Genomic DNA, 14254 nt, shown 5'->3' on the forward strand with positions numbered 1-14254 from the left:
CCTACAGCAGACTATTACAACTTATAGAAAGCATAATTTATCTATTTCAACTAAATTATAACTTTTTAAATATAAGGATTGAAGCTGCATTAGATTATTTTGTGGAGATGACCGCCATGTTGCCAAATGAGTTATGGATCAGCCAGCAAGCTCGTGACTTGGGAAATCAACTAATTAAAGAAATGAACATCGATAGGGGTTATGGAATGGCTAATTTTCTTGGAGTCAATTCTTGCTATGATAATCATCAGGCTGTACTTATTTGGACATTTCAACTGCTTGAAAGGGAACCTAACTTAAATGAATTAGCAGAAATTAAAAAATATTTTCTTTTAATCTTTCCAGATAGTGTTTATCAATTAGCCTAAGTTGTTTTTAAAAATTATTTTTGGGGCTGTAGTAGATAAGGTCAAATACCCGTCCAATCCAACAGTATTTCGAGCTGTTGTTTTGGACTCCCATAGTTAAATCTAAACTCACATTCTTTAATAAACAATGGAAAGGCATTTCGGTCAATCCCATTGTACTTCCTTAGGATGCGTTTAGCTTGATTCCAGAAATTTTCTACACCATTAATATGATTTCGACCTTTTGCAAAATCTTTAGAATGGTTAATTCGCTCATGATAAAAACAATTAACATCAAGCACATTGTAGCTTCGATAGCTATCAGTATAAACCACACTATCAGGCGCTACTTTACGTGTAATAACAGGCATTAATGTATCAGACTTGGTATCAGGGACAACCTTGACATAAACCATACCACCGCGCTTTAGTATACCAAATACAGCCACTTTTCCACCAGCACCACGCCCACGCTTTCCCTTACGAGTGCCACCAAAGTAGCTTTCATCTAACTCAACCTCTCCCTCAAAAATATCATCGGCAGTTTGGTCAAGGTGGTACATGATTATTTCACGTATTTTTCTATAAAATAGTGCCGCAGTATTAGGCTGAATATCCAGCAAATTGGCCGCAGTTCTAGCTGTTACCTCAGCAACAAAGAACTCGACAAGCTTTCTTTGGGTATTTTTATCTAATTTACAACGATTTATCTTCATTTTCATAGAGTAGCACTTCTGCTAATCTACTACAGCCCCTTATTTTTTTATATAAAAACACTAAATCAAAGAAAACTTTCTTTAAAATACCTATTAATTCAAATTCATACGATTTACAGAATATATGAAGCATAAATTCTTGTTCATGCCCACACTTAGATCTGCAGCTTCGAGGGCTAGTTTTTGTTGAACCACTGAGAACAAGGACATTAAACAGCCTACTATATTTTTCCAAAGAGTGGTGTAGGAACTTTTTCATTATTGCTAATCATATCAGCGACAACATCAGCACCGAGCTCCTCTATTGCTGAGAATGCTTTAGACTGATCCGCATCATGCCAAGACAATGATGGAAAGAGGTGGATCAGGAAATTTGAACAACAGCTATAAGTGATATTTTGCTCCCCAAATGATGTTATAAACATCGATATAAGGAGTATTTTATGGCACGTAGACCAAGAAGAAATCATTCAAATGATTTTAAAGCTAAGGTAGCACTTGCTGCGATTAAAGCAGAAAAAACACTTGCTGAATTGAGTGCTGAGTTTGATGTTCATCAAAACCAAATTATTGACTGGAAAAATCAATTGATCTCAGCTTCCTCGCAAGCTTTCGATCAATCAAAAGCTCCAACAGAACCACCCATCGATCTAAAAAAACTACATGCAAAAATCGGTGAGCAGGCATTAGAAATTGATTTTTTAGAAGGTGTGTTGAAGAAACTGGGCCGCTTCAACCACAAAAGTTAATCGACGACTCACTTCAGATTTCAGTATCTAAACAAGCTAAGCTGCTGAAAGTCTCCCGTGGTTGTTATTATTATCGCCCAAAACCTGTGAGTGCATCAGATCTGAAGCTGATGCGATGTATTGATGAATTACATATGCAATATCCTTTTGCAGGCAGTCGTATGATGCGTGATTTGTTGAATCGTCAAGGACATCATATAGGACGACGTCATACACGTACTTTAATGAAGAAAATGGGTATTCAGGCGTTATATTGCAAACCAAATTTAAGCCAGGCTAATCAAGCTCACCGTAAATATCCATATCTGCTCAAAGGATTGGCTATTCAGCGCAGTAATCAAGTGTGGTCTACGGATATAACGTATATCCCTATGGCAAAAGGTTTTGTTTATTTATGTGCTGTGATTGATTGGCATAGCCGCAAGGTACTTGCGCATAGGGTATCGATTAGTATGGAGGTGGATTTTTGTATTTCGGCTTTAAATGAAGCGATTGAAAAATATGGTCGACCTGAAATATTTAATACAGACCAAGGCAGCCAGTTTACCAGTGATGCATTTATTGATGTATTGAAATCAAATGGCATTCAAATCAGTATGGATGGTAAAGGTCGATGGGTAGATAATGTGATGGTTGAACGATTATGGCGGAGCGTTAAATATGAAGAGGTGTATCTCAAAGCTTATAGCAGTGTCACAGATGCGAAAAAGCAATTGAGTGCATATTTTGAATTTTATAATTTGAAACGGCCTCATTCGAGTCTGGACAAAATGACCCCAGATGAGTTTTACTATGACCAGCTACCACAACAAAATAAGGTAGCTTAACTAGAGCAGAATATCACTTATAAATAAGCTTTTAGTTGTTCAAACATGTGGGACCACCTCTGAAACTCAGCACACAATCCAACATACCCATTATCTTCTGCTGACCATTTAACACGGTAAGTATATTGTTTACTATCCATTTGACATCCCATCATGTTTTATGTTTAAAAGTACGATTTTCACTTACTAGTACTTAAATAATCACCCCACCACTGCATCATTTCAGTCCGTTGAGCTAAATAGTCAGCGTGATTATAGCTGGCACGGGTACGGTTCTTATCAATATGTGAAAGTTGTGCCTCAATCCAATTATCTTGGAACAAACCTGAGTCATTCAAAATGGTACTAAAAGTTGAACGTAATCCATGAGAAGATAGTTGATGTTTGCCATACCCCATCTTACGTATGGCCATATTTAGAGTATTAAAATGAATCGGTTGATTGTGTTTGCGAGGGCTAGCAAAAAGGTATTTTTCACCGTATGACCACTGCATGACGTCTTTCAAAATCTCTAAAGCCTGATTTGAAAGTGGAACTAAAAAATCTGGAATCTCATGGCCTAATATGACTTTTCGTCGAAACTGTTTAATATGCAAGGCAGGTATTTTCCATATTTTTTCATTTAAATCAAAATGATGAGGCTCAGACAATAACAATTCAGCCCCTCGCACTCCAGTATATAATTTAAACATCAGTGCTTTTTTAATAATCGGATGGGCATCCAATTTTTGTAATTTATACTTAAAATCAGATATATCCTCCGCTTTCAAATACGGATAATTCTTCTTGATTTTACTGTTAATGGCGATTTTATTTAAACCATGCGCGATGTTGAATTCACAATAACCCATCGCTACAGCGTAGTCATAAATTTGGTTCAAATAACTACAAGCTTTCTTGACAGGTTCTTTTACTTGGCGTCCCTCTATTTTTTTGATTACTGAAACCAGGTCATAACGCTTGATGTTTTGAAAAGGTAAATCCTGAAGGTCTGGATAAATATCTTGCTGTAAGCATCTTTCTGCTAACTGTAGTACACCACAGCGGGGTAGATCGTTGAAAGCATTCTTCAGTTTGAACTGTAACCACTCCTCCCCGACCTTACCAAAGGTGATGACATTAGAGGCAGTATCATGTTCAAAACAGAAATTATTGTCTTTAAAGTCATCTCTGACTTGTCGTGCCTTTTTCAGTGATAAATCAGGATAAAGACCTAACTGAATGCGTCGACGTTTTTTAGTTTGTGGATTTGTATAGCGATAGCACCAAGATTTTCTTCCACTCGGTTCAATCTTCAGGCTAAGCCCATCTTCATCAGATAAAAAACAGGTTTTTTCCTTGCAATGAGCTTGGCGAACTTTAATTTCAGTAAGACTCATGGAATTTAAATGAAACCTAATAAGGGGTTGATTGTATCAATTATATCAAAATAGAAAGCTTTATATATGATGCGTAGGCTACGCATCATATAAAATTGTAATACACTGTTTTATATATTTATTGTTATTAGTATTTTTATTTTAGTAACCATCTTAAGTCCCATCTCTACTTAATATGTAAGATGAGATAAATAAGCAGCTAATTACACTAACCTGAGTTAGATATAAAAAAAGAGTAGAAAAAAATCCGGTGGTGTTTTAAAAAGTATGCTGACATTAAATGAAGCCATTATTGATGTAAAAGAAGGTTAAGTCGAAGGCTTTAAAATGGTTTTCAAGCTTTTTGGAGAAATTACAACTTCTTCTAAAACCACGTCTTATTCGATGCCTTATTTGCAAGGCTCTAGACTAGCAGATTTGCACTTAGTTTTACCTAATGAGGTCCCACAACTCTGTTGCTAGCTCATTAGGCTCCCTCATCCAACGCCATTCTGTTTCTTTAAGATGATAATCAAAATACTCTTTTGATATACCGTTGAACTTTGCTGGCCTTCTTTTACAAAAGCTCCAGAATGATTCTATTCCATTTATATGACATTGTCCTCTAGCAAATTCATTCACTCCATGATTTACTCTAAAATGCTTTGAGTAACCAACATCTACCAAACCATTGTATCCACGCCAACCATCACTATAAATTACACTTTCAAGTGCAACTTTACCTAAGATAACTTTTTGTAATGTAGTCTTTTTACAATCAGGGACTATTTCTGTATAAACTCGACCATTCCTTTCAAATATTCCAAATACAGGTTGTTTTAAAGTACCTCGACCTCGCTTCAACTTCCCATGAAAACCACGTTGTCTTTTTGCCCTAAAATAGCTCTCATCAATTTCAATAGAACCTACAAACTTTGCTCTTAAATCTGTTTGATGATCGTAGATTGCTTTTCTAAAAAGCATGTACCAATAGTTGATGGTATTACGGTTCAAGTTAAGCAATAAGGCTGTTTTAGAAGCAGGAATATCAATGCAAAAGCACTGAATAATTTTTTAAATCTTATAGTGACTTAATTTACTGTTTTCTATCATGATTCTAGACTAACATATCTATTCTGCTAGTCTAGAGCCTTAATAAATAAGAGTATCCATGTCTATCCTCAACTTTACTTATTTTCAGATAGCAACCAATCGAGAGCACTCATTTTTACAATACCATTATAATTTGCTTCAGTCCCTATCGTGTCTAAGGTAAGTAAATATTTGGGATACGAATCAGAAATTTTCTGTAATGGACGTAACTCTCGGCTGAGTGTCTCTTCATTGAGCGTTTCTAATGCCACTTGATAATAAGTTAAATTCTGTAAAGTATCGACAGCAACAAAATCAATTTCATATTCATCAACACGCCCTACATAGACGGTATAACCTCGTCTGACAAGCTCAAGATAAATCACATTTTCTAAGATATGACCTTGATCAGCATTAGCATCAGGCAACATAATCCGGCGCAATCCGACATCAACTAAATAGTATTTTTCAGAGGATTGTAATAACTCACGCCCGCGTACTTTAAATTGTGCGGCACTATAAAATAACAAACTGTCCTGTAAGCCCTGAATATAGCGTTTTACTGTTTCAAATGAAATTTTAACCCCACTTGAAACAAAGGTATTTTTAATTTTATTGATAGAAATAGGTGAGCCTGTCACGCTTGCCAAATATCTTGCGACACGCTCGAGAGAGTTAATATCGGCAGTATTCAAACGGGGAATAACATCTTTAAACATTACACTGGCATAGACCGCTTGCAAGTAATCATAAGTTTCCTGCTGGCTAGTCATGGCAAGCGTATAAGGGAAACTACTGCGCGTATACATGGCATACAAATCACGATTGGATAATTGTTGGATGATCGGATTATTTTCAATATGCCACTGTTTAAATTCTTGGAATGACAGAGGTAGAACATGTTGCTCGATATAGCGTCCTGTAAGTAAAGTCGCAAGTTCTCCACTTAGAAAGAATGCATTTGAGCCTGTAATATATAAATCGATATAATCCCGAACATATAAAGAGTCGACTACTTTCTCAAAATTTGTAACATGTTGTATTTCATCTAAAAAAACATAGTTTTTTTTACTTTTATCAACTTTGGACAATACATAATCATGTAGTTTACGGTAATCGGTGAGTTCTTCAAATTCCATAAATTCGAAGTTGATGGCAATGATGTTTTCGGCTTGTACACCCTGTGCTTTTAGGTCTTGTTGAAACATCGCCAATAAGGTGGATTTTCCAGAGCGACGCACACCTGAAAGTACTTTAATGACATCACGGTCTTGCCATGTATTCAGAAATTTTAAGTAGCCATCACGTCGAATATTAGCGCTTCTCATTATTTACACTTAGAATCTAAAGTTTTAATAAATTCTATCAAATTTTAGAACGTATATGTAAATATATTTAATTTTAAAAAAAATTTAAAGGTTAAGTGAAACACTCAAAGCTGCTGTTAAAGTATGCGGATAGTAAATGTAACAAAAATCTAGATTCTATCTTTTTTGATTATTTTCCATGTCATGTTATGTCATTGATGCTGCGACTTAACGGCTATATAAATTAAGTGAAAAGTAAATGGAACTAAGATGTTAACTAGAGTGGAACTCATTTTTGTTGTACTAATGGTATCAGCCTTATTGCGCATGAAATGCTAAAAGGTTTATTTTTTAAGATCATCAGATTAAGTGCATTTTGATAATGAATAAAGCTCCGTGTGGCGCTTTATTCATCCTAGCCATTCAATATTGCAAAATGCGATAAAATGTTATGCATGTGATCACCCACACTCGAATTATAGAAGCAATGCAAAAGTGGCCACAGGCTGAAACGGCATTAGATGGTTGGTATCGAACCATAAAGGCAAACGATCCGAAAGATTTTGCTGAGATGAAACATCTCTTTCCAGAGGTCGATAAAGTTGGAAAGTTCCATGTATTCGATATTGGCGGGAACAAGATCCGACTTATTGCAGTCGTGATGTATCAAGCAAAACGTGTGTATATCCGTGATGTCTTGTACCATAAAGAATATGACAAAGGTCATTGGAAGGAAGGTTAGTATGAACGCGATGATTAAACAGGCCGTAGACCACTGGCACTGCGTTGCACCATTGCTCAGCAAGCCAGAAAATGAAGACGACTTTCATACACTTGTTGAAGCTTTAGATGAACTTTTAGATACTGTTGGTGATGACGAGTCCCATCCTTTAATGGGGCTTACTCATCAGCTTGGTGATTTGGTTTCTGATTATGAAAATGAGCATCTTCCTATGCCTAAAGGGGACGGTCGTGCTGCTTTGGCTTTTTTGATGGAGCAACATGGTTTAGGTCAGTCTGACTTAACAGAGGTTGCAACACCATCAGTGATTTCTGAGATTTTAAGTGGTAAACGCCAACTGAATATTCGTCATATTAAGGCATTGTCTGAGCGGTTTAATGTATCGGCAGATACGTTTTTCTAAAAGAGAGGTGGATCAGGAAATTTGGCTCAATTAGGGGTACTTTGCCTTTCAAATCTTTGTGCAACAAAGCCCAGAGAATCTATAAATGATAGTGCGTAAGTCCTAGAGTATATAAAATGAACCGTACCGGGTTTGTCGGAGACTTTTTGTTTAAGTTAGGCCACCTGACCTAACGGGTTAATTTTATCATAGTACATCGCTTCAAAATCAAAAGGTGATACATAACCTAGTGAACTATGTATACGTTCTTTATTGAACCAATCTACCAAATTTAATGTGGCAAGTTGTATATCACCCAAACCACGCCAATCTGCTTTTAAATATTCAATCACCTCTGTTTTGTACAACCCATTCACTGTTTCAGCCAATGCATTATCGTATGAATCCCCCGTAGTGCCGACTGATGCTCGTAAATTCGCTGCTTCTAAACGGTTGGTATAGCGAATTGAAAGATACTGTACGCCTCTGTCACTATGATGAATCACGTTATTTGGCATTCCTCGATCATGCAATGCCTGCTCAAGTGCAGCGAGCACCATGTCGGTATTCATCCGTGTTGATACTTTCCATCCAACAATTGCTCGTGAGAACACATCAATAATAAATGCGGTATAGACCCAGCCTGAATTGGTTTGAATATACGTGAAGTCGGCCACCCACAAGTGATCAGGATGATCAGCTTTAAAATTGCGTTTTACTAAATCATCTGCTGATTTTTGATCATCTCGGCTACGCGTTGTTTGTTTATTCTTACCACGCCAAACACCTTGTATACCTAGCTGTTGCATCAATCGAGCAACTGTACAACGTGCAATAACATAGCCTTCGTGTCTTAGTTTTTGCCAGACTTTGCGCACACCATAACGACCTGAACTTTCTTTCCAAATACGTTTAATCTGTTCAGCATGATGTTGATCATGTAGATCTCGTTTCGCTCGATGTTCCCTTGCGAAGCAATGCTTCTCATCGCAGAGATCTAGAGTCCGGTAATAAGTTGAAGGTGCGATAGGTAAAATCCTACAAATCGCCTCGACTCCGTACGGCTCTTTATTATTATGGATAAAATCCATCATTATTTGTGTGGGCGGTCGAGCTCCGCCTGGGCGAAAAAAGCGGCTGCTTTGCGTAGAATTTCATTGGCACGTTGCAGCTCTTTATTTTCACGTTCGAGCTGTTTAATACGTTCTTGATCTGAAAGCTGCTGTACTTTAACTGGATTTTGTTGATCCAAATATTTTTGATGCCAGGAACGTAGTGTTTCAGGGGTACAACCAATTTTAGGTGCAATTGCTGTGATTGCAGCCCAAGTAGAAGGATAATCTTTTTCGGATTCAATCAATAATTGAACCGCTCTGTCTCTGATTTCAGGAGTATATTTTGGTTTTGTCATTGGGACATTCTCTCAAGAAAGTTAGTCTCCGACAAACCCGGTACGGTTCACTTTTCCACGCGATGAGCAGAAACAAAACGACTTATTTTGACTTCTCCTTGTTTATCCACAACTTTTTAAATTTGAATTTTAATCCCTGTTAGTAATATCATATTTAGACAAATTCTACTTCCAAACACGCCACTGTAGCGTAGGAGTATCACATGTCTAAGAAGTTGCCTATCTACTTCTCTGATGACGCATGGTCATCTTTGCAAGAGCTCATGGGTCCAGAGGGTAAGCCAAGCCCTACCATCAATACAGTTCTAGAGCAAATCGCTGTTCAAAATGAACTTGTTGAGAAATTAGGGTTAACCGCAGTACTACCCAAATCCAAAGTCTCAATTCCAGTCTCTTTAGAGCGCATTCCTGCTGGTCCTGCATTTAGTATCAAGGATGAACAAGATAAAGCACTCGATCTGAATGAATTCCTTATTCATAACCCTATTTCTACATTTATCGCTTACGTAGACAGTGAATCGATGCTTGATGCAGGTTTTGAGATTAATGATCCGATCATTGTTGATCGCAGTATAGAAGCAAAGCACTACGATATCGTAATTGCATTAATTGATAATAGTGCTTCGACAATTAAGCGGTTAATGATTACAAGCAAGATGTCTAAGTCTGAAATCAAAGAGATTTTCGGAGATGAAGACTACCCTCTTCCAGACCTTTGGTTAAAAGCTGAGAATCCTAGATACAATCACATCATTCCCAACGACAGTCAGACAATATCTATTTGGGGTGTAGTGACTTTTAATTTAAAACGTATTCATCACCGTTCATAAAAAGAAGAATAAAAATGAAAAGTGAAAATGAGATATTTGCGTTAGTTGACGTGAATAATTGCTACGTCTCGTGTGAACGTGTGTTTAACCCTGCCCTAAATGATTGCCCAACCATTGTGCTCAGCAACAACGATGGCTGTGCCGTGGCAAGAAGCCAAGAAGCAAAAGACTTAGGTATAAAGATGGGGGTTCCTGTATTTCAGATTCAGGATTTGATCAAACAACATAACATTCAGGTTCTCTCGAGTAATTTCTCTCTGTATGGTGAAATGTCCAGACGCTTTATGGAGCTTCTCGGGAGTTATGTTGCACCTGGAGAGCAAGAAGTCTATTCAATTGACGAATGCTTCCTAAAGCTCACAACGTATGAGCACTTATTTGACCTGACAGAATATGCGCAAGATATGAGAACTAAAGCATTCCAATGGTTAGGCCTACCCTGCTGTATTGGAATCGGTCGCTCTAAAACTGAAGCCAAGATTGCCAATCATTTAGCCAAGAAGAACAAGTATTTTGGTGGCGTGTGTAATTTAGTTCATATGGACCAGTGCTCTGCTGAGACTTTACTGGCGCAAGTCGATGTATCTGATGTTTGGGGAGTCGGCAGGCAGAACTGCAAGAAACTCAATGCTATGGGCATCCAGTCTGTTCTAGATCTGATTAACGCCAATCCTAAAGAAATTAAAAAGCAATTCAGCATCGTCATGGAAAAGACAGTACTTGAGTTACAGGGTTTGTCTTGTATCGACCTGACTGATGATGCAGTAGCCAAAAAGCAGATTATCAGCAGCCGTTCATATGGCAGCCCTGTGTATGAAGTGGATGATCTAAAGGCTTCGGTGCGACTCTATGTAGCCAGAGCAGTAAAGCGAATGCGTGATGATGGCTCAATCTGCAAGATGATTGGGGTTTATATTCAAACCAGTCGATTTGATAAGACTGAGCGTTACACTCCATACACCGTAGTTCAGATGCATGAGCATACAGACGACTGGTTACTTATCACCAAGGCTGCAATGAAAGGTATCGATCAGATATTTAAGAAGGGTTTTAAGTATAAAAAGGCAGGAATCGTACTTTTAGAAATTAAGGATAAATCCAAATTTGTGCCTGATCTATTCACGGACTATTCGCATAAGCAAGAGCGCGAAAAACTTTCAGATGTTATTGAAGCCATCAGTGAACGGTTTGGGAAGAATCTCGTTACGCTAGGCATTGCCAACAATCAAGAAGCCTCATGGCACATGAATCAAAACCTTAGATCACCATCGTATTTAACAAAATGGTCTGACTTACCTAGAGTAGGATAAAAACATGCACTTATTTAAATTAACTGACGAACAAATTACTCAACTCCTAATCCCGAAACGATTTGTACCACCTACTCCGCAAGAACATGAAGGCAAGAACATGGTTTATGTTTTTGATAGTGATGATAAGTTTGAACTGACTTATTATGAGCTGGTGGATATCATTAGCAAAGCGAGAATGGCTGGGCCGAAGTTGATACCTGTTTTAGGTACTGTGAATTAGATTGAGCAGAGGCGGCACGCCACTTGAATCATTATTTGATTGGAAGCGGATTTGGGCTGAGAATAATTTAGCTCAAATTTAACCTGACAGGCACACTATAAAATGGGTAACTGTCATATCGAGTTTGGACTACAACACTTTAGCTCAGCGATTTACCAATTTACACTAGTGTCTAAAATCCAGTGACGAAACTGTGATGCTAAAGCTTTTAAATTTCCCCTTTTTAAGATGCTTAGGCTATTTGATCCAGAGTTCATCTTCTTGCATCATTTTTAACATTAAATTAAATATAACCAGCGGAGTAACATTTTTTTTGTTAGAACCGACAACTCTTTGAAAACTAAATTTAACGGTTCGCTCAGGAGCACCCAAATTAACTGGGTAGTTTTGTTTTTCTAAATACAGATGATCTCCTAACATTGGCTCTATACCAGTAATAAAATTAACAATTTGTTGCTCATCACCTTTCATTCGGCATTGAAAATGTAGAAAATTCTTACGCAGTTTTCCAAGTAATAATAATATTTTAAGCGCCTTAAACATGTTCTTTTCTTTCAGTGCATCTTGCTGCCTATCATCTTTATAATGAAAATCAAGGAGAGGAATTATTTCATCTTGACGAGTCAGTTTTTTAGCCTTTTCGTAAAGTTCATCAAACCAACTCTCTTCTAAATTCTTACTATAAACATAATTCGTTTTTAAATTAAATTTTTGGCGATCCATCCATTTATTGCTCATCCATTGACATCGTTGCATCCATTCTTGAGCTTGAGTATCTTCGCTTAAACGACCTTCTCTAAAACTTATCAAACGTTGAAAAGGTGTCAGATTACTCTTCTCGATACTAAACTTCTTTTCTTGTCGGCCAGCAATCGTAACTGGCTGTGTTTGCTGATAAGAATTAAACCATTTCTGCTGCTGAGTATAACGATTTAGGTTTATGTAGTCTGTACTTGACTTCACTGGACTAAAACACTGTTCTAATACTTTTTTTGAAATGATACACGGCGAATTATAAATTCGATCGACTGCTAATAAATCCAAAACATGAAGGTAATTTGAAGCCGTTTGCTCAATACTGCTATGCCCCATCCAAGAGGCGAGCACCTGCCATTTATGTTGAATAATCTCTTCTTGAGCACGTGCTTTCATACCAAACAATAAATCCCTCATCTTTTTTGCTTTTACCCAAGGACAATCTGTGTAGGTCTTGATCATTTCTTTTGAACCGAGCAAAGTTATTGCTAGATAGTTAGCAGCACTGTGGCGTAATGTATGAAAACTAAAGCCATGATGCATACCTAATATTTGACTAAACAAATCTACTGTAATTTTGCTGATACATTGATCAGTTAATACACGATGATTCACACTAAAAAGTAGATCATCCTGCTGATTAACCAAATATTGCTCATAACGATGTTGTATGTAACGTTGTACTACTAAAAACTCATGTTCTGACAATGCAATTTTCAAAGGTATTTGACGATTTGCACTTTGCGTTTTCAGACGGCGATATGAATTGTTCTGAATATGAAGCGTGATATTATTAAAAGCTGTATTTTCTTTTTCTTTACAAAGTAACTCTGGGCAAATAATATCTTGTATTTTAAGACAACGAACTTCATTTAATCGAAGTCCAGTTCTATAACTTAGTAAATACATCAGCTTTAAACAACTCAGATGATCGACCCACTCTGATGCCGTTGGCTCTTGACTTAAATTTTCTAGTTTTTCCAATAATTTGCCAAATAGCAAAGGACTCACTAGCCGTGCATTGCAAATTTGTAAATGCTTAAAACTTGAATTCTGTAACACCAATACCCCTGGAGCATCATAATTCTCTATACAGAATTGATGAAAATCTTTTAGGCGACCAAAACGGTATTCTGCGCTTTGGTGCATCTTACGAGAGGTTTTTCCTTTCACCGAATCTCGTTGAACTGCTTTTTCATCACGTTCACTGCTGTATTTCAATAGCTGCCGATATAAATCCTCATAATCATCAATGGATTGTTGCTTTAAATCTAATTTATTGAGCCAAATCTCAAATATAAATTCTTTACCAAACGATCCTAAGTAGCTTTCAATAGTTGATAATTGAAGCCCTCGTTTTTTTAAATGCATTAACCAGTGAATTAAGCGTAGTTGAGCATCAATTAAAGACTTTTCCTCCGTATTAGCATCAACTATCTTCTCCTCTAACACCCTTCTGGTTTCTTGCCAAAAACGTAGCATGCGTTCTTCTTTATTCCTCTTTTTATCTAAACGCTCAACTTTTTGACCTTTACGTTTCTTTTGATCAAACAACATCAACTCATACGGAATCGTTTGTAATTTGCTTTGAGCAGTCGGAACTTCCGGAAGTAACTGCTCTTGTTCAAAATGAATAGGGCGACTCTCTTGTTCTGTGACTTGATTGTAATCATTATTCCACAGCAATCTAAATTCGGATGGCCTTAAAGCGACAGTATTAATCTCTTGCTGAAGCACATTACTCAAAAATATATCTAGGCTAAGGTTTGGATTAAATTCGAGTACCATTTGCACATCATTAAATGCACGAAATCCACGGCGTTTAATTTGATATTGCAGATCCCCAAGACTTTTTTTCCTGCCTATCTTACTCAAGCTTTCTAAAATACAATCTTCAACTGAATGTTGCAGACGAAATTCTTTCTGAGTGGCTTTCAACTTTTTTAAATATTGTAAAATGAACTGCGCATATGGGTTAAAAAAAACATGTTTCCATTTGTACAACTTTCCCTGTTCTACATCGTTGCCATATTGAGAGTTTTCAACACGATAATGTAGTAACAATGGATTAGTGATCTTTTGATAATCAGAATGGTATAACCGAAAACAATTCAGATCTGTACCAAGCTCAATGGCATCCTGCAATTGTTTCTGAATAGTAATCAAATGCTGTTCATCTGCACAGCCTGAAATATATATAAAAC

At 37.0% G+C, this 14254-nt stretch carries 13 protein-coding genes, 2 pseudogenes and 1 other annotated feature; of the genes and pseudogenes, 7 read left to right on the forward strand and 8 right to left on the reverse strand.

Annotated features, from left to right (window positions below; genetic code table 11):
- The first annotated feature begins 116 nt into the window (after nucleotides 1-116).
- Nucleotides 117-368: a hypothetical protein gene (locus F972_RS00415; protein ID WP_004762875.1), complete on the forward strand. Its 252-nt coding sequence runs from the start codon at nucleotides 117-119 to the stop codon at nucleotides 366-368.
- A gap of 41 nt (nucleotides 369-409) precedes the next feature.
- On the opposite strand, the gene F972_RS00420 is transcribed toward F972_RS00415, so the two are convergent.
- Together F972_RS00420 and F972_RS16125 are read right to left on the reverse strand one after the other, a co-directional pair.
- Nucleotides 410-1069 carry an IS1595-like element ISAba36 family transposase gene (locus F972_RS00420; RefSeq protein ID WP_000782406.1) on the reverse strand — a complete coding sequence of 220 codons (660 nt, stop codon included), beginning with the start codon at nucleotides 1067-1069 and terminating at the stop codon, nucleotides 410-412.
- A 215-nt stretch (nucleotides 1070-1284) separates the two neighbouring features.
- A pseudogene (locus tag F972_RS16125) lies at nucleotides 1285-1419 on the reverse strand (antitoxin HicB); the annotation flags it as partial.
- A gap of 87 nt (nucleotides 1420-1506) precedes the next feature.
- Here F972_RS16125 and F972_RS14830 point away from each other — a divergent pair.
- Nucleotides 1507-2639, forward strand: a protein-coding gene (locus F972_RS14830) for an IS3-like element ISAba14 family transposase (RefSeq protein WP_228127220.1) whose coding sequence is annotated in 2 segments (ribosomal slippage) — nucleotides 1507-1759 and nucleotides 1759-2639 — 1134 coding nt in all. Because the reading frame shifts where the segments join, the coding sequence is not laid out codon by codon here.
- 179 nt (nucleotides 2640-2818) lie between these two features.
- Here F972_RS14830 and F972_RS00440 read toward each other — a convergent pair.
- From F972_RS00440 to F972_RS00450, 4 genes and pseudogenes are all read right to left on the reverse strand, one after another.
- Nucleotides 2819-4018: a tyrosine-type recombinase/integrase gene (locus F972_RS00440; RefSeq protein WP_004762878.1), complete on the reverse strand. Its 1200-nt coding sequence runs from the start codon at nucleotides 4016-4018 to the stop codon at nucleotides 2819-2821.
- A 276-nt stretch (nucleotides 4019-4294) separates the two neighbouring features.
- Nucleotides 4295-4414: pseudogene (locus F972_RS15660) on the reverse strand (IS1 family transposase); the annotation flags it as partial.
- 33 nt (nucleotides 4415-4447) lie between these two features.
- A complete protein-coding gene (locus tag F972_RS00445; protein ID WP_155756554.1) occupies nucleotides 4448-5068 on the reverse strand; it encodes an IS1595 family transposase in 621 nt (206 codons plus the stop codon).
- Nucleotides 5069-5184: 116 nt separating this feature from the next.
- Complete coding sequence (locus F972_RS00450; RefSeq protein WP_001255534.1) at nucleotides 5185-6417, reverse strand: ATP-binding protein; 1233 nt, start codon at nucleotides 6415-6417, stop codon at nucleotides 5185-5187.
- Nucleotides 6418-6847: 430 nt separating this feature from the next.
- On the opposite strand from F972_RS00450, the gene F972_RS00455 reads away from it, so the two are divergent.
- A complete protein-coding gene (locus F972_RS00455; protein ID WP_000558186.1) occupies nucleotides 6848-7138 on the forward strand; it encodes a type II toxin-antitoxin system HigB family toxin in 291 nt (96 codons plus the stop codon).
- A gap of 1 nt (nucleotide 7139) precedes the next feature.
- Nucleotides 7140-7541: a helix-turn-helix domain-containing protein gene (locus F972_RS00460; RefSeq protein ID WP_000993197.1), complete on the forward strand. Its 402-nt coding sequence runs from the start codon at nucleotides 7140-7142 to the stop codon at nucleotides 7539-7541.
- Nucleotides 7542-7696: 155 nt separating this feature from the next.
- Here the strand turns inward: F972_RS00460 and F972_RS00465 are convergent.
- Nucleotides 7697-8931 (reverse strand): IS3 family transposase gene (locus tag F972_RS00465; RefSeq protein WP_110975987.1). Its coding sequence is split into 2 segments (ribosomal slippage): nucleotides 7697-8655 and nucleotides 8655-8931, totalling 1236 coding nucleotides; the frame shifts between segments, so codons are not numbered across the junction.
- Nucleotides 8540-8656, reverse strand: a sequence feature (AL1L pseudoknot). Its footprint overlaps the gene before it by 117 nt.
- 203 nt (nucleotides 8932-9134) lie before the next feature.
- Here F972_RS00465 and F972_RS00475 point away from each other — a divergent pair.
- Genes F972_RS00475 through F972_RS00485 form a run of 3 tightly spaced genes read left to right on the forward strand, consistent with a single transcriptional unit; the run spans nucleotide 9135 to nucleotide 11294 of the window.
- Nucleotides 9135-9761 (forward strand): LexA family protein, encoded by a 627-nt coding sequence (locus F972_RS00475; RefSeq protein WP_004637145.1) that lies wholly within the window; start codon nucleotides 9135-9137, stop codon nucleotides 9759-9761.
- Nucleotides 9762-9775: 14 nt separating this feature from the next.
- Complete coding sequence (locus F972_RS00480; RefSeq protein WP_000834353.1) at nucleotides 9776-11071, forward strand: Y-family DNA polymerase; 1296 nt, start codon at nucleotides 9776-9778, stop codon at nucleotides 11069-11071.
- Between the two features lie 4 nt (nucleotides 11072-11075).
- Entirely contained in the window at nucleotides 11076-11294 is a 219-nt protein-coding gene (locus tag F972_RS00485; protein ID WP_000550046.1) for a hypothetical protein, read from the forward strand.
- 237 nt (nucleotides 11295-11531) lie between these two features.
- Here F972_RS00485 and F972_RS00490 read toward each other — a convergent pair.
- A partial coding sequence (locus tag F972_RS00490; protein WP_004762988.1) for a site-specific integrase occupies nucleotides 11532-14254 on the reverse strand: 2723 nt, incomplete at its 5' end.

This window comes from Acinetobacter sp. CIP 102529 (genome assembly GCF_000368325.1).
GTDB lineage: Bacteria > Pseudomonadota > Gammaproteobacteria > Pseudomonadales > Moraxellaceae > Acinetobacter > Acinetobacter parvus.

Bases quoted from the DNA above. Each gene is read 5' to 3' on its own strand.
- F972_RS00415 (WP_004762875.1), top strand. From the start codon at position 117: ATGTTGCCAAATGAGTTATGGATCAGCCAGCAAGCTCGTGACTTGGGA.
- F972_RS00420 (WP_000782406.1), bottom strand. From the start codon at position 1,069: ATGAAAATGAAGATAAATCGTTGTAAATTAGATAAAAATACCCAAAGA.
- F972_RS00440 (WP_004762878.1), bottom strand. From the start codon at position 4,018: ATGAGTCTTACTGAAATTAAAGTTCGCCAAGCTCATTGCAAGGAAAAA.
- F972_RS00450 (WP_001255534.1), bottom strand. From the start codon at position 6,417: ATGAGAAGCGCTAATATTCGACGTGATGGCTACTTAAAATTTCTGAAT.
- F972_RS00455 (WP_000558186.1), top strand. From the start codon at position 6,848: ATGCATGTGATCACCCACACTCGAATTATAGAAGCAATGCAAAAGTGG.
- F972_RS00460 (WP_000993197.1), top strand. From the start codon at position 7,140: ATGAACGCGATGATTAAACAGGCCGTAGACCACTGGCACTGCGTTGCA.
- F972_RS00475 (WP_004637145.1), top strand. From the start codon at position 9,135: ATGTCTAAGAAGTTGCCTATCTACTTCTCTGATGACGCATGGTCATCT.
- F972_RS00480 (WP_000834353.1), top strand. From the start codon at position 9,776: ATGAAAAGTGAAAATGAGATATTTGCGTTAGTTGACGTGAATAATTGC.
- F972_RS00485 (WP_000550046.1), top strand. From the start codon at position 11,076: ATGCACTTATTTAAATTAACTGACGAACAAATTACTCAACTCCTAATC.